Raw genomic sequence first — 22155 nt, forward strand, 5'->3', positions numbered from 1 at the left:
CCTTTCCCTGACATGAGGAGTCCGGCCGTGACGATGCCGACCGTCAGTACCACCGAAGAGGGTATGCAGCGGGCTGCCCAGGAGTTCTCCGACAAGGCCACCGCCTTCACCGGCCAGCTGCGGGCCGTGAACGGGCAGATGGCCATCCTGATCTCCTCCTGGACCGGCCAGGCGTCGCAGGGCTTCAACCAGGCGATGGACAACTGGGAGAACGCGTTCCAGCGGGTGATCAACGAGCTGCTGAACATGCTCGAGGTCATGGGCGTGACCACCAAGGGCTACCAGACGGCCGAGGACGAGGCGTCGAGCGTGGCCAACTCCTTCGGCGCCGCCCTGCCGGGCATCTGAGCCGTACCCCGACCCCCGATCTCCCGAGAGGACTGACGTGTCCAACTACACCTTCGACTTCGTGCAGGCAGACGCCGTGCTGACCGACATGAACCGCATCAACGGCCAGATCCAGTCGTCGCTGGAGGAGATGGAGCGCACTGTCGAGGCCAGCCTCGCCCAGTGGACCGGTGCCGCCCAGGAGCAGTACAAGGTCTCGAAGCTGGCCTGGAACCAGGCGGCCGACTCGATGGTCGGCTACCTGGAGCAGGCCCGCATGACGCTGCTGCAGATCTCGGACAACTACGGCACCACCGAGCAGCGTCACGCCATGATCTGGAACGACGTCCGCGGCGGCTGAACCGCCGGACGGCCGCCGCGGACGCGGCGTGGCGGCCGGCGTCGTCCGTCCCCGGCCCGGTGAGCTAGACGACCCGGGCCGCTGGGGTCTGTGCCAGCGTTCCGCCGTCGACACCCGAGTGGAGTGAGCTCCTTGGCCCGCATTGACTGGGGATACCCCAACGACAAAGCCATCAGCGCGATGAACGCCTACGGCATGGGCGACGCCGCCATCGGAAAGCCGGAGGGCACCACCCAGGCGGCGTACGACTCCTGGATGGCCTTCTACAACAAGCACCAGAACAACCGCACCGGGGTGAACTACGAGCGGTGGAAGGACGAGGTCCGCGCCGAGCATCCGGAGTGGATCGAGGCCCGCGAGTGGTACGACAAGAACATCCTCGACACCGACGGCTGGCGGAACCTCGTCAAGACGTACAAGGACAAGATCACCGACCCGTCGAACGTGACGCCGCCCGCGTTCACCGACAAGTCCGACTGGATCGACGAGGACAAGACCCCGACGAACTCGGGCTTCACCCCGCCGGGAATCAACCCGACGTTCAAGGGTGACACCGCCTCGACCAGCGGGGTCGCGGTGAACACCGCCGCGCTGGAGTGGTTCGCCAAGGAGATCCTGGGCAAGATCACCGGCGCCGGGAACATCCTGCTCACCACGGCTGACCAGGTGGGCGCGATCGACCCGCGTCCCGGTGCCTTCGCCCGGGCCGAGGTGCTGCGGCAGGCGGTCGTCGGGGCGACGGCCCAGGACGGCGGCGTCAAGGGCGACATGAAGGACATGCTCGTCAACATGAACACCGCTCTCCTCGCGGTGCAGACCGCCCTGCTGAAGATGGCCGCGGACTACCGGAACCTCGAAGAACTCAACGCGCTGACCACCGACAAGCTCGGCGAGATCATGGGTGACTCCTTCAAGGGCCTGGACAACCTGAGCACCTACGGCCAGAAGATCATCAAGACCGACGGCAACTGACGCGGGCGGACAGGTCCGGCAGTTCGCGAAGAGGGACGGGGCATGGGAAACGGTCTCGGCGACACCAAGCTCGACGGGTGGAACGACCCGGCGGAGCCGGAAGGAACCTTCCCCCCGAAGGTGATCCCCGTCGGCGACCTGTACGACTACCGGACCTGGGCGACCGAGACCCGGGGCTGGCGCAAGCTCATGGCCTCGGTCAACGGCGGCGCCGCGGTGTTCAGCGAGGAGGGCCTGAAGTACGCGGCCGGCCGCGTCAACGTGGGGTCGGTGGTAGAGGCCGCCCGGGCCTTCCAGGCGACGCAGGACCTGCTGATCTGGCTCGAACAGACCATCCGCACCGCCGTCGCCTCGATGGTCGGCGACGACAAGGCGTGGAAGGGTCCGGCGGCCAACGGGTTCCGGGACAAGATGAACTTCTACGCCGACCTGCTCGGCAAGCAGGCCGAGCACCTCGCCGGCGGCGCGGTTCCGGACTCCACCACGGCGGCCAACAGCATCAACTCCTCGACCAACGTCACGTCGCTGCCGTCGCAGCTCTACGACGCCGCCAACCACCTCTCCTGGGCCCAGCAGACGATCTCCTACCTGGACGGCGCCTGGGCGACGATCGCCTCCCAGAACGGCGTCGGCAGCGGCAGCGGTCCGGTGCCGATCAGCGGCACCGAGTACGAGAAGCCGATGGCCCAGCAGATGGCCGATGTCGTCCACACGGTCGCCGAGCAGTACAAGATGACCACCGACAAGGCGGGGACGTCCGGCATCACCATGCCGACGCCCAGCATCACCACGCCAACGATGCCGAACTTCACGACGCCGAACCTCACGACGCCGAACCTCACACCCCCGCCGACACTGACCCCGCCGGGGTTCACCCCGCCACCCGTCGGCGGCATCACCACGCCGGGGTTCACCACGCCGCCGAACATCACAGTGCCCACCATCACGCCCCCGAACCTGGCCGGCATCGGTGGTCCGGGCTCCGGCCAGGGGCCGGGCGGCGTCACCCCGCCGTCGTTCTCCGGCCCCGGCGAGATCGGCGGTCCCACCCCCGGCGGCGGCAGCGGGCTGCCCGGATTCGACGCGCCGGGCATCAACGGCCCGGGGGGCGTCGGCTTCCCGGGCGTCGGCGTACCGGGTGGGGGCGGCCTGCCTGGCGGGCTCGGTTCCGGTGTCGTACCGCCGGGCGTCAAGCCGCCCGGCTCGGCCAACCTCGGTGGCGGGGCGGGCGGCGCCGGCTCGGTCAAGCCGCCGTCGTTCTCCGGGCCGGGTGAGGTGGGCGGCCCGAAGCCCGGGGCGGGCACGGGCACGGGAACCGGCATCGGCAGACCGGGCGGCGGGTTCACCGCGCCGAGCATCCCGGGATTCGGCCCGCCCGGCGGCGCCGGCCCCGGCGCGGGCGGCAGCCCCGGACTGCCGGAGAAGCCGGACGCGAACGGGCTGCTCGGCAACAGCGACGACTTCGCCCCCGGCGCCGTCGGCGGTGTGGACATCCCGGCCGCCCCCGGTGGCGCCGTGCCCGGTGGCGGTGGCTTCCAGTCGCCGATGATGCCGGGCATGCCCGGCGCGGGCGCGCCCGGTGCCGGTGCCGGTGGCGGCTCCGGTGTCCCCGAGGCGCCGGACGCCAAGGGCCTGGTGGAGGGCGACGAGGCGGACTGGCGGTCACCCGGGTTCGACGGTGTGCAGGTTCCCGGCGCACCGGCCGGCGCCTCGTCCGGCGGCGCCGGGCTGGGTGCCCCGATGCCGGCCGTGCCCGGCATGCCGGGGCCCGCGGGCGGAGCCAACAACCCCGCGGGGGCCGAGTCGCCCGACGCCCGGGGACTCGTCAGCGGCGACCCCGAGACCTGGGGACCGGTGGGCGTGGACGCGGGCGTGCCGGACGGGTCGGCCGGTGCGCCGCCCGGTGGCGACGGGCTCGGCGTCGACGGTCCGCAGATCCCCGCCGGCCCGCCCGTGGCCCCGGGCGTCGGCGTCGACTCTCCGGTCGCGGCGGCGCCGCCCGGAGCCGCCATGCCGATGATGCCCGGCGCGCCGGGCGCGCCGGGCGCCGGTGCGGGCACGCCCGGCGGGGGCGTGCCGGACGCACCCGACGCCTCCGGGCTGATCGAGGCGGACATCGACGACTGGCGCCCGTCGACCCTCGACGCCGCAGGACCGCAGGCGCCCGCGGGCGCAGGTGCGGGCGGCACCGGGCTGGTGGAGCCGCCTCCCTCCGCGCCGCTGATCGCCGGTGCGACGCCGCCGATCGCGGGTGTGGTGCCGCCGGTGGCCGGCCCGCCGGGCGGCAACGCACCCGCCGGGACCACGCCCCGGGCCGCGCCCGACGCGTCCGGCCTGATCCGGCCCGACGAGACCGACTGGACCCCGGCCGGACCGGGTGACTTCGCGCCGGAGGCGGGCGACGGCACGACGGCCGGTGGCGCAGGCCTTGACGGATCCGCGCCGGTCGCCGACGTGTCCGGCCCGCAGCCGGGGCCGGGGGGCGGCACGGCGGACCTCGACGGTTCCGTGCCGGTCACCGGTGTGCCGGGCGCGCAAGCGGGTCCGGACGGTCCGCCGGCCGGTCCGGATCCGGGTGTGCCGGAGGCCGCCGTCGAGGAACCGGCCGCGCCGGACGTTCCGGCAGCGCCCGTGTCCGGCACCGGCGGTACGTCGCCGGGTGCACCCGTACCCGAGGTGATCGCACCGCCGACGGCGGTGGAGGTGCCGACTGTGGTCGACCTGTCCCCGGCGGCGGAACCGCAGCCGCAGGCCGAGCCGCCCGCGGCCGTCGCGCCGCCTCCGGCCGTCGCGCCGCCTCCGGCCGACGTGCCGCCGGCGGTCGGCGGTGTCGTGGCGGCTCCGGTGATCGTCGGCCAGCCAGGGCAGCCGAGCCTGCCCGCCCAGCCCGGCCCGGTGCCGAACCCACCCGCCCAGACGGCCACGCCGAACCCGTCCGGGCAGCCGAACCCGACCGCGCAGTCGAACCCGTCGGTCTCGCCGGGAGGCGGCAGTCCGGAGGGGACGCACCGGAAGGCCGGCGTCGCCGCTGCCGTGGCCGACGGTGAGGTTGCCGTCGCCGTCCCCGGCGCGCTCGGCCTGGCCGGCGCCGCCGCCGTGGCCGGACTCGCCGGTCCCGGCCCGCAGCCCTCCGGCCGCGCGACGCCCGGCGCGGACCCCGACGACCCGGCCCGCGCCGGTACGGTCCGGGGTCGCTCCGATCGCGACGACGACCGCGAGCCCGGCGCCGACCGGGAGCCCGCCGCCGGCCTGCGCGAGGACGACGCCGTCTGGGGCGGTGACCGCGCCCGGCCGGCCGCCGACGACCACGTTCCGCTGGTCCGGCCGGACGACGACCCGGACGACACGACGGACTGGGACGACCTCAGCGACGCGGACTGGCTGACCGGTACGTCAGCGGACGACGGCAGGGAAGGGTGACCATGTCGGAGACACCGCAGCCCCCGCGCGCCGTGTGGCGGCGGGTCACGCCTGCGAAGGCGCCCCGGCCGGCCGGTGGCACGTTCGACTTCTTCAGCGCCGACCTGGAGAAGATGCGCCGGTGCGGCGAGCCCGGCGTCAGCGACGCCGAGTTCACGACGTCGCTGGCCGAGGAGGAGAAGGCGGCGGCCGCCCGCGCCGACGCGTTCTGGGCCGAGCAGGAGCGACGCCGCAGGGACGAGGAGGAGCGGGCGGAGAAGGAGAAGAAGCGCCAGGCCGAGGAGGACGACGACGTCAAGGTGGCCGAGCGCTACCGCAACGACCGCTACGCGGTGAAGCTGCTGCGCCAGGAGCGCACCGTCTGGGGCGGCGACGGCGCCGACGCGGGGACGATCGGATGAGTACGGTCACCGTCAAGCGCCCGCCCCGCGCGCCCGGTCCGGAGGCGCCGGAAGGCTCGATCGAGCTCCAGGAGCCGCCGCTGATGGCGGAGGAGGCCCCGCTCGACTTCCGCTCGTTCGCGATGGTCGTGCCGATGGGCCTCGGCATGGGCGCGATGCTCGCCATGTTCGGCCTCTACAACCGCACCCCCGTGATGTACGTGATGGGCGGCGCGATGGCCGGCGGCATGCTGCTCATGGGCGTCATGCAGATCGGCCGGGCGGCCGCCGAGCGCAAGCGCAAGATGCGCGGCGAGCGGCGCGACTTCCTCCGCTACATCGGGCAGTTGCGCAAGCAGGCCCGCGAGGCGGCCGACCAGCAGCGCCGCCACGTGCTGTGGAACAACCCGCAGCCGGGCTGGCTGTGGTCGATCGCGATGGGCAGCCGGCTGTGGGAGCGCCGGCCCAGCCACGACGACTTCGGCCGGGTCCGGATCGGTCTCGGCCGGCAGACCGCGATGCTGAAGTTCAACCCGCCGTCCACCAAGCCGATCGAGGACCTCGAACCGCTGTCGTCGATCTCGCTGCGGCGGTTCTCCGAGGCGTACCGGACGGTGTCCGGCATCCCCACCTCCGTCGGCCTGCCGAGCTTCACCAGCGTCGAGTTCGAGGGCGCGATCGACCCGGCGATCGACCTGGCCCGCGCCATGGTGGCGCAGCTCGCCACGTTCCACGCCCCGGACGAGCTGCGGATCGCGGTGCTCGCCGCCGAGGTGCACCGGGGCCCGTGGGAGTGGGTCAAGTGGCTGCCGCACAACGCGCACCCCACCGCGTACGACGCGGCGGGTCCGGTCCGGATGTTCGCCGGCAGCCACGACGCGCTGATGGACATGCTCGGCCCGGAGATCACCGACCGGGGCGACCACGACCGGGCCGTCAGGCCGACCACCAGCGAGCCGTTCCTGGTCATCGTCGCGCATCTGGTGGACCTGCCGGACAGCTCCCGCCTGCTCGGCGCGGGCATCCGCAACGTGGTGCTGCTCGACCTGACCGGCGCGATGCCCGGCGGCCCCAAGGTGCTGCGGCTGACAGTCACCGACGACGTCGTGGAGTTCCCGGCCGGCGCCACGACCGGCTCGGCCAAGCGGGACGGCCTGGACCAGACCCAGTGCGAGGCGCTCGCCCGCATCATCGCGCCGAAGCGGACCAGCGGCACGCTGGAGGTCTCCGACGAGCCGCTGGACACCAGCTTCGAACTGACCACGCTGCTCGGCATCCGCGACGCCATGACCTTCGACGTGCAGGCCCTGTGGCGTACCCGCACACCGCAACGCAACCGCCTCATGGTGCCGATCGGCGTCACCGAGGAGGGCGAGGTCATCGAGCTGGACCTGAAGGAGTCCGCGCAGGGCGGCATGGGGCCGCACGGCCTGCTCATCGGCGCCACCGGCTCGGGCAAGTCGGAGCTGCTGCGTACCCTCGTCTGCGGCCTGGCCGCGACGCACAGCTCGGAGATCCTCAACCTGGTGCTGGTCGACTTCAAGGGCGGCGCCACCTTCCTCGGCATGGACAAGCTGCCGCACACCTCGGCGGTGATCACCAACCTGGCCGACGAGCTGCCGCTGGTCGACCGGATGCAGGACGCGCTGAACGGCGAGATGACCCGGCGGCAGGAGATGCTGCGCGCGAGCGGTTACGCCTCGCTGTTCGACTACGAGAAGGCGCGCGGCAACGGTGCCCAGCTCGTGCCCTTCCCGGTGCTGCTGATCATCGTGGACGAGTTCAGCGAGCTGCTGTCCAGCAAGAGTGAGTTCATGGACCTGTTCGTGTCCATCGGCCGGCTCGGCCGGTCGCTCGGCGTGCACCTGCTGCTCGCCTCCCAGCGCCTGGACGAGGGGCGGATCAACCGGGTCGAGGGACACCTGTCGTACCGGCTGGCGCTGCGCACGTTCTCCTCCATGGAGTCGCGGTCGGTGATCGGCGTGGGCGCGGCGTACGAGCTGCCGCCCGAGCCCGGCAACGGCTACCTGAAGGTGGACACCACGAACCTGGTGCGCTTCAAGGCGGCGTACGTCTCCGGCGCGTACACCGGAAGTGGACGCCGCGGCGGCGTCGCGGACGCCGGGGACGAGCCCACCGCGGACGTGGTGCCGTTCACCACTCGGCAGGTCGCGGTGCGCCACGACCCCGGGCCGGAGCGCCCGGCCGAGCAGGTCGAGGAGCCCGCCGCCGACGCGAACGGGCCGAGCCTGGTCGAGGTGCTGCTGGACCGGCTCGCCGGCTCGGGCCCACCGGCCCGCCAGGTCTGGCTGCCGCCGCTGTCCAGCGCGCCCAGCCTGGACTCGCTCATGCCGAGTGTGCTGCCCGACCCGGTACGTGGCATGACCATCGACGACCCGGCCGTCCAGGGCGGCCTGCGGGTGCCGGTGGGCGTGGTGGACCGGCCCGCCGAGCAGCTGCGCGAGCTGCTGGTGGTCGACCTGAACGGCGCGGACGGCCACGTCGGCATCGCGGGCGCCCCGCAGAGCGGCAAGTCGACGCTGCTGCGCAGCCTGATCCTGGCGCTGTCGCTGGCGAACACGCCGCGCGAGGTGCAGTTCTACGGCCTCGACTTCGGCGGCGGTGGTCTCGCCTCGATCGCCGGCCTGCCGCACGTCGGCTCGATCGCGACCCGGATGGAACGCGACCGCGTCGTCCGGACGGTCGAGGAGGTCCTCCAGGTCATGGAGAGGCGCGAGGCCGAGTTCGCGCGGCACGGCCTCGACTCCATGACCAGCTACCTGGCCAAGGTCGCCGACGGGGTGATCGAGGACGGCTTCGGGCACGTCTTCCTGGTCATCGACGGCTGGTACACGATGAAGCAGGACTTCCAGGAACTGGAGCAGAAATTCCAGGAACTCGCCTCGCGGGGCCTGTCCTTCGGCGTGCACGTGATCGTCACCGCGACCCGCTGGTCGGAGCTGCGTACCTGGATGCGGGACCTGCTCGGCACGAAGCTGGAGCTGCGGCTCGGCGACGCGATGGAGTCCGAGCACGGCTCCCGCAAGGCGGCCACCGTGCCCAACCAGGTCGGCCGCGGCCTCACCGCGGGGGCGCTGCACTTCCTGGCCGCGCTGCCCCGGATGGACGGCAGCTCCGAGGTGGGCGACCTGGCCGAGGCCACCAAGTCGGTGGTCGAGGAGATCGGCACGTTCTGGCCCGGCCCGGCCGCCCCGCCGGTACGGATGCTTCCGGCGCACCTGATGGTCGAGACGCTGCCGCCGCCCGAGTCCGACTTCAAGTTCGTCATCGGCCAGGACGAGCAGCGTCTCGCCCCGGTCTGGCACGACTTCATGACCACCCCGCACATGCTGGTCCTCGGTGACAGCGAGACCGGCAAGACCAACCTGCTGCGGCTCGTGCTGCGGTCCATCCAGCAGCACTACCCGCCGGAGCGGGCGAAGGTCGTGCTCGGCGACTCGCGCCGAGACCTGGACACCGCGATCGGCGCCGCGTACCAGGTGGGCTTCGCGTTCACCGGTGACAAGATGCACGAGCTGGCCGGCCAGGCGTCGGTCTCGATGAACCGGCGGATGCCCGGGGCGGACGTCTCGTCCGAGCGGATGCGCAAGCGCGACTGGTGGGAGGGGCCGGAGCTGTTCGTCATCGTCGACGACTACGACCTGATGACCAAGAGCACCGGGATGGGCTCGACGCTCGACCCGCTCCTGCCGCTGCTGGCCCAGGGCGCCTACATCGGCCTGCACGTGATCGTCGCGCGGAGCACCTCCGGCGCGATGCGGGCCATGATGGACCCGGTGATCCGGCGGATGTGGGAGCTGGGCACGCCCGCGACGCTCTTCTCCTACCCCAAGGAGGAGGGCAAGTTCCTCGGCGAGGCGAAGCCCCGTCAACTGCCGCCCGGGCGCGCCCAGCTCGTCACCCGGCGCGGCGTACGCCTGATGCAGACCGGTTTCGTGTCGGACACGGCCCGATGAGAGAGGCTCGCTGGTGACCGCAGCGCTGAACGACCAACTGTGCCGGATCACGGTGATCGGGCCGGCCCGCCGGGCCGATCTGGCCGTGCCGGCCCGGATGCCGGTGGCGAACCTGATGCCGCTGCTGGTGCGGCACACCACCGACGTGGCCCGGGTGCCCGACGGCGAGGTGCCCGACGAGTCGTGGGTGCTGCAACGCCTCGGCCAGCCGCCGTTCGAGCTGTCCGGCACGCCGGAGAGCCTGGACTGGCTGGAGGGCGAGGAACTGCACCTGCGCCCGGCACAGGACCCGCTGCCCGAACTCGACTTCGACGACCTGGCCGAGGGCGTCGCCACTGTGGTCAACCGGCGGGCCGACAGGTGGCAGCCGGAGTACCGCCGGGTGCTGTTCCTCGTCCTCTCCCTGGTGGCGATGGGCCTGATCGCCGCCGTACTCGTGGACCGGGGGCCGGTGCTGCCCCAGGTGATCGCCGGCGCGGTGCTCGCGGCCGGGCTGTTCACCGCGGCGATCGTCAGCGCCCGCCAGCAGACCGACGGCGCGTTCCCGCTGCTGTTCGGCGGCGGCGCGGCGTTCTTCGCGGCCGTCGCCGCGTCCAGCGCCGTCGACGGCGACCCGGACGGCGTGGCCTGGACCGCCGCCGCCGGGCTGGCCGCCGCCGTCGCGGTCGTCGCGGTGACCGCGTTCCTACTGATCGCGCAGCGTACGGTCACGCCGGTCATGCCGTTCGCCCCGCTGCTGATCGTCGCGCTGACCGCCGCGATGGTGGTGCTCGTGCTGCTGGCCGGTGACGGCTTCGCGCTCACCGCGCCGCAGGTCTCCGCGGTGGCCGTGTCGGTGATCCTGGTGCTGATCGTGATCGCGCCCCGGGCGGCGGTGAAGCTGGCCCGGCTGCGCGGACCGCAGCTGCCCAAGACCGGCGCCGACATGTCGTACGACATCGAGCCGGAGGACTCCGACCTGGTCAAGTCGCGCGCGGACGAGGCGGACACCTACCTGACCGCCTGCATGACCGCGTCCGCCCTGGTCCTGCCGGTGCTGATGCACCACACCATGCGGGTGCCGGGCTGGTCCGGGTGGACACTCGTGCTGGTGACATCGAGTGCAATCCTGTTGCGCTCGCGTACCTTCTTCGGGTTCTGGCAGCGGGTCGCCCTGGTGGCGGCCGGTACCGTCGGCTACCTCATGGTGGCCCTGATGTTCTCCGACAAGCTCGCCCCGACCGGCCGGTACGTCCTGCTCGGCGGGCTCGTCGCCCTTCTGGTGCCGCTGGTGACGGCCGCGCTGCGGCCGTGGCCGCGGCGCATGCTGCCGTTCTGGGAGTACACCGCCGGCGGGCTGGACGTCGCGACCGGCCTGGTCGTGCTGCCGGTGCTCGCCCAGGTGCTGGGGCTCTACGCCTGGGCCCGCGGACTCTTCGGGTAGCCGGCGGTGCAGACCCAGCGCGACCACGTCCACGCCCACCAGTTCATGATGGGCCGGTTGAGTTCCGCCCTGGTGCAGGGCGACCCGTCCACGGCGGAGATTCCCGGGCAGCGCGCCGTCACCGGCCTGGCCTTCGGCGTGCTCATCAGCGTCCTGGTCGTGGCCGGGTTCGCCGTCTACGGCTGGATCGTCCCGGGCGGCAGCAAGGCGTACACCAAGAGCGGTGTGATCCTGGTGGAGAAGGAGAGCGGCAACCGGTACGTCTACCTCGACGGCGTGCTGCGCCCGACGCCGAACCTGACCTCGGCCATGCTGATCCAGGGCAGCGGCGCAACCGTGAAGCTGATCTCCAAGGAGTCGATCAAGGACGTTCCGCGCGGACCGTCGATCGGCATCGACGGCGCCCCGCAGTCGGTCGCCACCGGGTCGATGGTCGCCGGCCCGTGGCTGGCCTGCCTGCCCGGCTCCGTCGCCGACGAACCCGGCGACCGCCTCGGCCTCAACCTCGACCCGCGCGCCGAGGCCGTCCCGCTGCCGACCGACCGCTTCGCCGTCGTCCGTGCCGCCGACGGACCCACCTACCTGGTGACCGCCGGCCGCAGGCACCGGGTGGCCGACCCGGCGGTGCTCGCCGCGCTCGGCGCCACCACCACCCGCAAGGTGCCCGCCCCGCAGGACTGGCTCGACTTCCTGCCCGACGGACCGGACCTGGCGCCGGCCGAGATCCCCGGCGAGGGCCGCTCCGGTCGGGTCGGCGGCCGCTCGTATCCGATCGGCACGCTGTTCCGGCAGCGGCCCGACACCGGCGCGGAGCAACTGCTGGTGCTGCGCCGCGACGGCCTCGCGCCGCTGAGCCGTACCGAGTTCCTGCTGGCCACCGCCACCTCCGGGGAGGAGCCGGTGGAGTTGAGCGCCGCCGACCTCGCCGCGGCCCGGATGTCGGCCGACCGGTCGCTGCTCACGCGGCTGCCCGACCTGACCGGCCTCACCCCGCAGGAACCCGGCCCGTACGCGCTGTGCCTGCGCCAGAGCGCGGTGGACGGGACGCGGTTCGACAGCACCGCGGTGCTCGTCCCGCTGGCCCGCTCCGGCGTCCGCCCCGACGGCCGCACGACGGTGCTCCTGGCGCCCGGCAGCGGCATGGCGGTGCTCCCGGCGCCGGTCGGCCCCGGTGCGGCGCAACCCCTGCCCACGTACATCGCGGACGACGGAAAGGCGTACCCGATCGGCGACCAGGACGCGGTACGGGCGCTGAAGCTCGACCGGGTCGTGAGCGTTCCCTTCCCGAGAGAGCTGCTCGCGCTGGTGCCCCAGGGCCCGGCGCTGGGCATGAGGGCCCTCGCGGCCGCAGAAGTGGGGTAGGTCGATCATGGCAACCCGGATCCGGGACCTGTTCGGCGGCGGCAAGGACCGTCCCGAGGGCGTCGTCCAGCACACCGTCGGCAACGCCCTCGTGGTGCACGCCGAGGACGCCATCAGTCCCGAGGCCCAGTCGCTGGCGCTGTCCGTGATCGAGGACGCGGAGAACGACGTCGTCGTGCTCGACCTCGGCGACGGCATGCCGATCAGCGCGTGGGAGGCGATGGCCGGGGTGCTGCCGCGCCGCCGCCGCGGCATCCGGCTCATCGCCTGCGGCCGGCACGGCAACTCCGCGGCGATGGCCGGTCAGTGGCTCTCCGAACGCCTCAACCGCACCGTCATCGCCCCGGACGGCGACCTGGTACGCGGCTCCGCCGGAACGCTGTTCGTCCACTCCGCACCGGGCAGCGGCTGGGTGCGGTTCCGGCCCGGCCGTCCGCCCGCCTGGGACGCCAAGCGCTACCCGACGCCGCGATGGGACCGGGCCGCGATCGACACCCGGCCGTCCAGCGCCACCGCCGAGATCGAGCCGATCCCGGCCGGGGTCTGGATCCACAGCAACCGCGACCCGCAGGTGGTCGACCCGCAACGGCAGCGGCTCACCGCGTACGTGCCCTGCCAGGCGGAGACGATGACCGTGCTGCTGGGCTGCCCCGGCACGCCGCCGCTGTCGCTCGACGACGTGGTGCGCTTCTGGCGCGGACTCGACGAGGAGAACCGCCAGCGGGTGCGCTTCGTGCAGTTCGGCGAGGTCCGGATCCCCGAGGGCGAGGCGTTCGGCCAGGCGCTCGCCGACCTGCTGAACACCGACGTCACCTGCTACACCGGCGTACCGATCGGCAGCCCGCACCGGTACGAGATCCGTACCGTGCTGCCGGACGGGGCGTTCGGCTGGGCGCCGTACGCGCTCGAACTGTCCTACACGCCCCGGGCGCACCCCAACTCGCGGGCCCGCCGCCCCACTGTGCTCAGCCACCGTCCGCCGCTGGCCGGCGCCGAGGAGGTCGCGCCCCGGGTCTACTGGTTCGCCCCCGGCGCGGTGGTCGAGGTGGTGCAGACCGGCCTCTGGGTACGCTCCACCGCCGAGCCGAAGAACGCCGAGCAGGTCCGGTCCGCGATGCTCGACGCGGGCAGCGGCACGCTCGTCTTCGACGACACCGTCCACTCCACCGCCCACCGGATGCGGGAGCTGGCGCTCGACCTGGCCGCACGCGTCGACGGCATGGCCGGTACGAGCCGCGCGCTGATGCCCGCGTCGGTGCTGGTGCCCGGCGCGAAACCGGCCAGCCGGGCCGAGGTGGTCATCGACCTGGAGACCGAGATGCGGGCGGTGGGCGCGACCGTGCCGGTGCCCGCGTACGTGGATGTCGCCCCGCCCGCGCCTGTCGCACCGCCCGCGGCGGACAGTGTGGTGGTCGCCGTTCCCGCACCGGTCCCGCCCCTTCCCGCCGGCCGGGAACAGCCGGCCGCACCGCCCGCGGTGCCCCTTCCGGTCGCGCCCGCACTGCCGCCGCCCCCGGTCGCGCCGCTCGCGTCCGAGTTGCCGGCTCCGCCCGCGGTGCCGCTCGTGTCCGCGCTCCCGGCTCCGCCCGCGGTGCCGCTCCCGGCAGCGCCTCCGGTCGTCTCCGAGCCGCCTGCGCCGCCGGTCGTGGCGGAGCTGCCGGAACCGCCCGCCGTGCCGCTCGTCTCCGAGCTGCCCGCACCGCCTGCGCCGCCGGTCGTGTCCGAGCTGCCGCCTCCACCTGCTGTGCCACTGCCGACAGCACCGCCGGTGGTGCCCGTGGTGGTGTCCGCACCCACGCCGCCGATCGCCGCCGGTGAGCCGGTCACGCCCGCCGCACCTGCCGGGCCTGGCGCCGCCGACGGACCGGTGGTCGCCGCCGACTCCGGGAGCGGGCCCTCGGCGGCACCCGTCGAGGACGCCGGACACGACACGTACCCCGCGCCGCCCACCATGCCGGCGGGCTTCGGCGAGCCGGCGCCGCCGACCATGCCCGCCGGTTTCGGCCAGGCGCTCGCGACGCCGCCGGTGGCGGCCGGGCCGGCGGCGCCGGTCGCGGCTCTGCCGTCGCTGCCTGCCGTCGCGGTCGACCTGCCGCCCGCCCCGCCCGCCGGAGCCGGTCCGTCGCACGTGGCCGCGCCCGCGCGGACCGCCGAGCCCGACGGACAGGCCGAGCCGTCGAACGCCGCCACGCCGTCGGAGAACGCCGAACCGTCGGAGGTGGCCGCCGAGGCGCGGGTGCAGCCGGTGCCGTCGGCCGGCGCGGGCGCGCTGCTGTCGGAGAAGAAGGGGCTCGCCGACGAGCGCGCATGGCTGCGCCGCACGCTCAGCCGCGAGTTCGACGTGATGGCCAGCTCGGTGTCCCGGATCATGTCCGAGCACCCGGGCATGCAGGGCTCGGGCGTGTCCACCGAGGACGTGCTCGCCGACTCGGTAGCGCTGCGGCTCTATCTGGCCGGTCGCGGACCGGGTGTCGACGCGGGTCTGCGCTCCGGCCGCAAGGGGCCGCACGTGCCGTTCGCGCGTTGCGTGGTGGCCGGTGTCTCCCGGATGCCGTCGTTCCGGGGCACCACCGTCTACCGGCTGTCGCCGACCGCCGGGGAGTGGGCGCTCTACCAGGACCGGCGGCTGGTGACCGACTGGAGCTTCGTCAACGCGCTGACCCAGCCGTGCGCGTCCGAGGACGGCGACACCGACGTGCTGATCTGGTCGATGACCGCCCGCCGGACCAGCCTGCTGGAGCCGGAGGGGGACGAGCACGTCGAGGACCGGGTGCTGTTCCTGCCCGGTACGAACTTCAAGGTGCTGGACCTGCGCCGGCCCGCCGAGGGTGAGCGCGGCGCGGTCCTGCTGCGGGAGATCGGCGCCAACGAGATCGACGACACCGGCCGGGTCGACTCCAACCGGGTGTCGCTCGACGAGCTGGCGATCACGTCGCTGCGGCGCAGCGTGGACCGCTGGGCCACGGCCGAGCCCCGGGTACGCATCGGCGCGGCGGCCCGCGGGCGCCTGCGGGTGCTGCCCGGGCTGGACCGGAAGGGATGACGCGGTGAGTCGGCAGGTTCTTGTGGTGGGCGACCGGAAGCCGGGCTCCTATCCGACGATCGGCTCCGCGCTGTCCCGGGCCGAGCCCGGCGCCACTATCGACGTCCACCCCGGCCGGTACGTCGAGAAGCTCGTGGTCGGTGACCGGGTGACGATCAGCGCGGCCCGGCCCGGCACCGTCGAGGTGCACGTGGAGGAGGGCAGCGTCCTCGTCGTCCGCGGTGAGGGCGCCCAGCTGCGCGGCATCACGCTCAGCAGCGCCGACACGACGCTGGCGGCGGTAGACGTGTACGCGGGCGAGGTGGCGCTCGACGACTGCCGGGTCAGCGGCGCCTCCTGGGTGACGCTGCTGGCCCGGATGCAGGGCACCGTCGCGCTGCGTGGCTGCGACGTGACCAGCTCGGCGGGCGCGGGCGTGGTGGTGATGTCGGCCGGGTCGAGCACGATCGAGGACACCGACGTCCACGACGTCGCCACGAGCAGCGTCGTGGTGGGGGAGCAGAGCGCCCTGACGCTGCGCCGCTGCCGCCTGCGCACGGCCGGCGCGAACAGCGTGTGTGCCGGCGGCGACGCCCGGCTCACGATCGAGCAGTGCGAGATCACCGGGGCCGGCAAGCCCGCCCTGGTGGTCGAGCAGCGCGCCTGGGCGCGCATCCGCGGCCTGGCCGTCACCGGCAGCGGCAACGTGGACGTCTTCGTGCGCGGCGAAGGCGACGTGCAGATCAGCGACTCGACGTTCACCGGCGCCGCGGTGCAGTCGGCGCACATCGCCGAGGGCGCGTCGCCGTCGTTCCGCAACTGCACGTTCGGCGGTGCCGGGCACACCGCCGTGCAGGTGCTCGGCGGCGGCCGCCCGACCTTCACCGACTGCACGGTCCAGGACGCGCCGGTCGGGGTCGCCGTCACCGGCGGCTCGCCCCGCTTCCTCGGGCTGACCGTGCGGGGCACGCGCGACAACGTCGCCGTGCTCACCGGTGAGTCGGCTGTCGTGCTCCAGCGGCTGCGCGCCGAGATCACCACGGGCGGCGGGGTGCTGGTCCAGGACGGCGCCTCGCTGGAGGGCACCGACCTGGTGGTGGACGCGGGCGAGGCGACAGCGCTCGCGCTGACCGGCCCCGCGCGGGGCGTCGTGCACGAGGCCCGCCTCACCGGAACCGGCGTGGCCTGCGTCCGGGTGGGCGCCGGCGCCGACCTGACGCTGCGCGCGTCCCTGCTGCGGGGTGCGGGCGTGCTGGCCGAGGGGACGCTCCAGCTCGGCGACAGCGAGATCGTCGGCGCGGCCCGCGACGGCCTGCGGGTCACCGGGTCGGCGACCGTCACGCAGACCCGGGTGCGCGACGCCCGGGCCGACGGGATCGTCTTCGAGGCGGGCTCCCGCGGGTCGGTGAGCGACGGGGAGGTGCTGGGCAGCGGCGGGGCCGGCATCGGCGTGGACACCGTGGAGCCGGTGGCGCTGACCCGGTGCGTGGTGCGTGACAGCGGCGGCGAGGACGTCCGCCGCGGGCCCGGCGCCACGGTGACGACCGAGGTGCTGACCGTGGGCCGCCCGCAGGCCACCCCGGCGCCCGCCGGTCCGCCGTCCGCCGCGCCGGCCCCGGTGGCCGGCGACGAGGGTACGGCGGCGGAGAGCGGCGCGGACGAGCTGAGCGAGCCGCTTCGCGAGTTGAACGGGCTGATCGGTCTGCGCGGGGTGAAGCAGGAGGTCACCGCGCTGATCAACCTGATCAAGATGTCGCAGGTCCGGCTCCAGATGGGCCTGCCGATGCCGCCGATGAGCCGGCACCTGGTCTTCGCCGGGCCGCCCGGCACCGGTAAGACCACAGTGGCCCGCCTGTACGGCTCGGTGCTCAAGGAGCTGGGCATCCTGTCCAAGGGCCACATGGTCGAGGCGGCCCGGGCCGACCTGGTGGGCCAGTACATCGGCTCCACCGCGATCAAGACCACCGAGCTGGTCACCAAGGCGCTCGGCGGCGTGCTCTTCATCGACGAGGCGTACACGCTGTCCAGCGGCTCGGGCGGCTCCGGGCCGGACTTCGGCCAGGAGGCCATCGACGCCCTGATGAAGATGATGGAGGACCACCGCGACGAGCTGGTGGTGATCGTCGCGGGCTACTCCGAGCTGATGGAGCAGTTCCTCGCCTCCAACCCCGGTATGGCGTCCCGCTTCACCCGTACCGTCGAGTTCCCGAACTACTCCGTCGAGGAGCTCGTCACCATCACCTCGAACCTGGTCAGCAAGCACTACTACGAGCTGACCGACGACGCGGTGGACGCGCTCACCGCGTACTTCACCCGGGTGCCGAAGAACGCGACGTTCGGCAACGGCCGGGTGGCCCGCAAGCTGTTCGAGGCGCTGATCAACAACCAGGCGTCGCGCCTGGCGACCACGCCGCCCACGAAGGACAGCGAACTCAACCGGCTCACCGCCGCCGACGTCGAACCCGAGCTGGCGCTGCTGGAGGACCTGCCGGTCGAGCAGGGCGAGCAGCCCGACGCGGCGACCGACCCGACCGGCGCGATCAACGCGGCCCGCAGCTGGAAGCGGATCTGCGGCCTGGTCGGCGGGCAGCGCGTCAAGGAGGCGGCCGGGCAGACGCTGTTGCAGCTCTGCGAGGGACGCAACCGCCGGCGCGGCCCCGGCCGCACCGGCAACGTGCTGCTCGGCGGCCGGGCCGGGAGCGGCCGCAGCGAGTACGCCCGGCTGTACGCGGCATGCCTGTCGGAGCTGGGCCTGGTGCCGGTCGGCCAGCTGGTGCGGGTGAGCACGAGCCGGGAACTGGCGCCGCAGTGGCCCGGCCAGGCCGGGAGCCTGGTGGACGCGGTCCTCGACGACGCGGCCGGGGGTGTGCTCCAGCTCGACTACGTCGACGACTCCTCCGGCGTCGCGCCGGAGATCGCCGAGGCGCTCGTGAGCCGGATGCGTTCCCGGCTCGGCGATCCGGTGGTGGTGCTGACCGGCGAGGAGGCGGCCTTGGCGAGCCTGCGGACCGCGGTGCCGGCGGTGAACGAGGTGTTCGGCCAGCAGTGGTCGGTGCCCGAGTTCAGCACCGACGAGCTGGCCACCGTCGTGCTGCGGCACCTGGTGCGGCGGGGTCATGAGGTGCCCGACGACGTCCGGGCCGCGCTGACGCAGATGGCCGGCCGGCTGCCCGAGCGCACAGTCCACGCCGCCCACCAGTTCTCGCTCGCGCTGACCCGGCGCACCGGCTCCCGTACCCTCGCGCTCGCCGACCTGGCCGCGCCCGGCCCGGCGGCCGGCGAGCGGCTCGGCGGCCTGGCCGCCGTCGGCTGACCACCCGCCCACACACAGAAAGGCCCGGCATGCAGCCCGAGTCCACGCCGATCCCACCCTCGTTCCAGGAGTTCATGGAGAACGCGCAGCGCCTGGAGGACCAGATGCGCAACGCGCAGTCGGAGCTGGAGCGGGCGATCGTCACCGGCCGCTCCCAGGACGCCACTGTGGTGGTCATGGCCAGCGGCCTGGGCAAGGTCCAGGCCGTCCGGGTCGACCCACGGGTGTACGAGCAGCGTGACGCAGCGTCGTTGCAGACGGCGATCATGGAGGCGATCCAGGCCGCCGCCGCGAACGCCGGGAAGCTCGCGACGGAGAAGATGGGCCCCGTCGAAATCAATCTTCACTGACTGAAAAAAGTCTGACCAGCGGTTATGGGCAGATCTTCACGGCTCGACGCCATCGGGAAAGAGAGTGTGGAGATTTCCTGAAGGACTCTCCATGAGACTGTCAGCCCCTACTGACAGTGATGGAGATGGCTGTGGAGCAAGTTGCCGTCTTTGTGCACGCGCCCGACCCGCTGACCCACACCGGCCTGACCGCCCACCTCCGGTCGCGCTCCGACATCACGCTGCTGGACAGCGCGGACCGGACGCGGGCGCAGGTGCTCGTCGTCGCCGCGGAGCGGCTCACCACCGACGTGATCGCCATGCTGCGCCTCGCGGCGACCGAGATCGGCGCCCCGGTCGTCCTGATCACGACCGAGGTCAGCGAGCAGGAGCTGCTGACCGCTGTGGAGTGCCGGGTGGTGGCGGTCCTGCCGCGCGTGGCGGTCACCGCCGAACGCCTCGTGCACAGCGTCCGGGCGGCCGCCTCCGGCGGCGGCGTGCTGCCCCCGAACCTGGTGGGCGAGCTGCTCAAGCACATCGAACGGCTCCAGCGCGACGTGCTCAACCCCAACGGGCTCAACGCCTCCGGCCTGACCGCGCGCGAGATCGACGTGCTGCGGCTGATGGCCGAGGGCTTCGACACCAACGAGATCGCCGACGAGCTGCGCTACTCCGAACGCACTGTGAAGAACGTCATCTACGGCCTCAACCACCGGCTGAAGCTGCGCAACCGCTCGCACGCGGTGGCCTACGCCCTGCGCTCCGGCATGATCTGAGGTGATCACGCGCCACACCGTCGGCAACGCCCTGGTGCTGCACGCCAGCGAGCGGATCAGCACGGAGGCCCGTACGGTCGCGCTGTCGGTGGACCGGGATCCCGACAACGACATCGTGATCCTGGACCTGCAACACGAACTGCCGTTCGACATCTGGGACACGGTCGCGACCGAACTGCGCCGGCAACGCCTGCGCCGGGGCATCCGGCTGGTGGTCTGCGGCGCCCGCCCGGAGACCGGGGCGCTCGCCGGCCAGTGGCTCTCCGACCGGCTGGGCCGGCCGGTGATCGCCCCGTTCGGACGGATGATCCCGGGTGCGGCGGGACTGCTGTTCGTGCACGCCACCGATCTCGGCGGCTGGGTCTGCTACCGGCGCGGCCACACGCCGGTCTGGCAGTCGAAGCGCTATCCCGTACCGGCCTGGGACGGCGCCGCCGTCGACCACCTGACGATCAGCTCGACCTGCGCCGCCGAGCCGCTGCCCGGCGGCGTCTGGCTCCGGGAGAGCCGCGACGAGGCCGCCGTCGCCGTACACGGAAGCCACCTCACCTCGACGATGCCGTGCCTGCCGGACGCCATGCCGGTCCTGGTGGGCTGCCCCGGGACGGCGCCGCTGCGCCTGGACGACATCGCCCGGTTCTGGCGCGGCCTGGCGCCGGAGGGGCGCGAGCACGCCCGCTTCGTCCAGTACGGCCCGGTCGCGCTGCCCGACGGCGAGCAGTTCGGGCAGGCGCTGGCCGACCTGCTGCGCAGCCCGGTGCGCGTCTTCACCGGCGTGCCCAGCGGCCGGCCCGACGGCCCGGCCATGTTCACAGTCGACGCCGACGGGCGGCCCGGCTGGCAGGTCTTCGCCGAGGAGCTGGCCTACCGGCCCCGGGAGACGCTGGGGGCGAAGGCGGTGACGCCGCGCATCCTGCGTCACCGCGCGCCGCCGGAACTCGGCGAGCCGGTCGGCCCGCGCGTCTACCAGTACGCCCACGACGCGGTGGTCGAGGTGATCCCGTCCGGCCTCTGGCTGCGCGCCCCGGAGCCGCCCCGCCACGCCGACCGGATCCGCGCGGTGCCGATGGACCCGAACCGGGTCCGCCTGGTCGTGGACGACCCGGCGCCGGCCGCTGCCGACCGCCACCGGGAACTGGCCGGTGACCTGGCCGCGCGGCTGGACCCGGCGACCCGCAGGCGCGCGGCGGTGCAGCCGTCCTCGCTCGTGGCGCCGGGACGCCCAGGGCTCTCGGCGCGCGGGATCGAGGCCGGGACGTACCGGCACACGACGGGTCACGCCGCCGACCTGCTCCCCGCGCCGTCGGTGCCGGCGCCCGTCCCGGAGCCGGTGCCCGTCGCCGTGGCCGGCCCGCCCGCGCCGTCGGCCAGCGAGGTGGCCGTGGCTGTTCCCGCAGTCGCCGGTCCCGCCGCCCTGCCGGAAACGACCCTGCCGGACGGCTCCGGGCTTCCCGGCCCGGGGGCAGAAGCGACCGGGCCTCACGGTGCCGGGCCGGACGCGGCGGGGCTTCCCGGGGCCGGGCTGAGCGTTGTCGGGTCGGAGGCGGCCGGGCTTCCCGGGGCCGGGCCGGGCGTCGCCGGGCTCGACGGCATCGGGCCGGACGCGAACGGACCGGAGGCGGCGGCGCCCGACGTGGCCGGGCCGGTGCTCGACGGCGGCGCGGGCTGGGCGACCAGCCCGACGATGACGCTGCCGGTGCACCGCCCCGCACCGGCGCCCGTCCGCTTCCAGCGCACCCCCGGCGACGACGCGCGGGGCGTACGCCCCGGCCCCGACCTGGACGAGGAGCGGACCTGGTTCCGGCGCGCGTTCCGCCGCGAGATCGCCGCGGTCTCCGCCGACGTGGCGGACGTGCTCGCCGCGCATCCGGCGCTCGCCGGCGGCGCCGACGCGGTGGAGTACGCGACAGCCGTCCGCCTCTACCTCTCGGCCGCGGGCGACGGCCTCGACCAGGCGCTGCGGTCCGCCGAGCCGGGCGGACACGTGCCGTTCGCCAGGTGCGTGTCAGCGGGCGTACGCCGGCTGCCCGTGCACCGCGGCGTCGCGTACGCAGGCGCCGGGCTGACCACGGCGGACCTGCGCCGGATCGCGCAGCGGCGGGTGCTCACCGACTGGGGGTTCACCAACGCCCTCGCCGAGCCGCCCGCCGACCTGCCGGGCACGGTCGAGGTGCTGATCTGGTCGGCGACCGCGCGGCGCACGGCGGCGTTCGAGACCGGCGACGGCGTGCCCGCCCGGGTGCTGTTCCTCCCCGGTACGGCGTTCACGGTGCTCCAGGTGCAGGAGCCCGAGGCCGGTGCACCCGCCCGGCTGCTGTTGCGGGAACTGGCGGTGGAGGAGCCGCCCGTGGACGGGCGGGTACGCTTCGACGCCCTCGCCCTGGCCGCCCTGCGCCAGCACCTCGTGCGCCGCACCGGCCCGGGTACGCCGGTCCCGGCGGCCGCCGCACGCCGGTTCACGGGCGTTCCCGGGCTGCGCTGAGGCGCTGTACC

The 22155-nt window shown here is 73.9% G+C and carries 13 protein-coding genes; all 13 read left to right on the forward strand.

Annotated elements, in window-relative coordinates; all coding sequences use genetic code 11:
* Positions 1-27 precede the first annotated feature (27 nt).
* The 13 genes from ML5_RS22780 to ML5_RS22840 all read left to right on the forward strand — a co-directional run bounded on the left by ML5_RS22780 (position 28) and on the right by ML5_RS22840 (position 22144).
* Positions 28-348 (forward strand): WXG100 family type VII secretion target, encoded by a 321-nt coding sequence (locus ML5_RS22780; RefSeq protein WP_013286989.1) that lies wholly within the window; start codon positions 28-30, stop codon positions 346-348.
* A 37-nt stretch (positions 349-385) separates the two neighbouring features.
* On the forward strand, positions 386-688 hold the full coding sequence (locus ML5_RS22785) for a WXG100 family type VII secretion target (protein WP_013286988.1): 303 nt from the start codon (positions 386-388) through the stop codon (positions 686-688).
* 123 nt (positions 689-811) lie between these two features.
* A complete protein-coding gene (locus ML5_RS22790) occupies positions 812-1660 on the forward strand; it encodes a hypothetical protein (protein WP_225319862.1) in 849 nt (282 codons plus the stop codon).
* Positions 1661-1702: 42 nt separating this feature from the next.
* On the forward strand, positions 1703-5080 hold the full coding sequence (locus tag ML5_RS22795; RefSeq protein ID WP_013476337.1) for a hypothetical protein: 3378 nt from the start codon (positions 1703-1705) through the stop codon (positions 5078-5080).
* A 2-nt stretch (positions 5081-5082) separates the two neighbouring features.
* Positions 5083-5481: a hypothetical protein gene (locus tag ML5_RS22800; RefSeq protein WP_013476338.1), complete on the forward strand. Its 399-nt coding sequence runs from the start codon at positions 5083-5085 to the stop codon at positions 5479-5481.
* Positions 5478-9437, forward strand: a complete 3960-nt coding sequence (eccCa, locus tag ML5_RS22805; protein WP_013476339.1) for a type VII secretion protein EccCa — start codon at positions 5478-5480, stop codon at positions 9435-9437. The genes ML5_RS22800 and eccCa overlap by 4 nt, the downstream gene beginning before the upstream one ends.
* Positions 9438-9450: 13 nt before the next feature.
* Positions 9451-10860, forward strand: coding sequence for a type VII secretion integral membrane protein EccD (gene eccD / locus ML5_RS22810; RefSeq protein ID WP_013286982.1), 1410 nt, complete (start codon positions 9451-9453; stop codon positions 10858-10860).
* 6 nt (positions 10861-10866) lie between these two features.
* Complete coding sequence (gene eccB / locus ML5_RS22815; protein ID WP_013476340.1) at positions 10867-12222, forward strand: type VII secretion protein EccB; 1356 nt, start codon at positions 10867-10869, stop codon at positions 12220-12222.
* Between the two features lie 7 nt (positions 12223-12229).
* On the forward strand, positions 12230-15265 hold the full coding sequence (locus tag ML5_RS22820; RefSeq protein ID WP_013476341.1) for a hypothetical protein: 3036 nt from the start codon (positions 12230-12232) through the stop codon (positions 15263-15265).
* A 4-nt stretch (positions 15266-15269) separates the two neighbouring features.
* Positions 15270-18557, forward strand: coding sequence for a right-handed parallel beta-helix repeat-containing protein (locus ML5_RS22825; protein ID WP_041784253.1), 3288 nt, complete (start codon positions 15270-15272; stop codon positions 18555-18557).
* Positions 18558-18607: 50 nt separating this feature from the next.
* Entirely contained in the window at positions 18608-18907 is a 300-nt protein-coding gene (locus ML5_RS22830) for a YbaB/EbfC family nucleoid-associated protein (protein ID WP_369752305.1), read from the forward strand.
* Between the two features lie 119 nt (positions 18908-19026).
* Positions 19027-19662, forward strand: coding sequence for a response regulator transcription factor (locus tag ML5_RS22835; protein WP_030268292.1), 636 nt, complete (start codon positions 19027-19029; stop codon positions 19660-19662).
* A 1-nt stretch (position 19663) separates the two neighbouring features.
* Positions 19664-22144 (forward strand): hypothetical protein, encoded by a 2481-nt coding sequence (locus ML5_RS22840; RefSeq protein WP_013476344.1) that lies wholly within the window; start codon positions 19664-19666, stop codon positions 22142-22144.
* The last annotated feature ends 11 nt before the right edge of the window (positions 22145-22155 follow it).

Source organism: Micromonospora sp. L5, from assembly GCF_000177655.2.
GTDB lineage: Bacteria > Actinomycetota > Actinomycetes > Mycobacteriales > Micromonosporaceae > Micromonospora > Micromonospora aurantiaca.

Bases quoted from the DNA above. Each gene is read 5' to 3' on its own strand.
- ML5_RS22795 (WP_013476337.1), top strand. From the start codon at position 1,703: ATGGGAAACGGTCTCGGCGACACCAAGCTCGACGGGTGGAACGACCCG.
- ML5_RS22800 (WP_013476338.1), top strand. From the start codon at position 5,083: ATGTCGGAGACACCGCAGCCCCCGCGCGCCGTGTGGCGGCGGGTCACG.
- eccCa (WP_013476339.1), top strand. From the start codon at position 5,478: ATGAGTACGGTCACCGTCAAGCGCCCGCCCCGCGCGCCCGGTCCGGAG.
- ML5_RS22820 (WP_013476341.1), top strand. From the start codon at position 12,230: ATGGCAACCCGGATCCGGGACCTGTTCGGCGGCGGCAAGGACCGTCCC.
- ML5_RS22835 (WP_030268292.1), top strand. From the start codon at position 19,027: ATGGAGATGGCTGTGGAGCAAGTTGCCGTCTTTGTGCACGCGCCCGAC.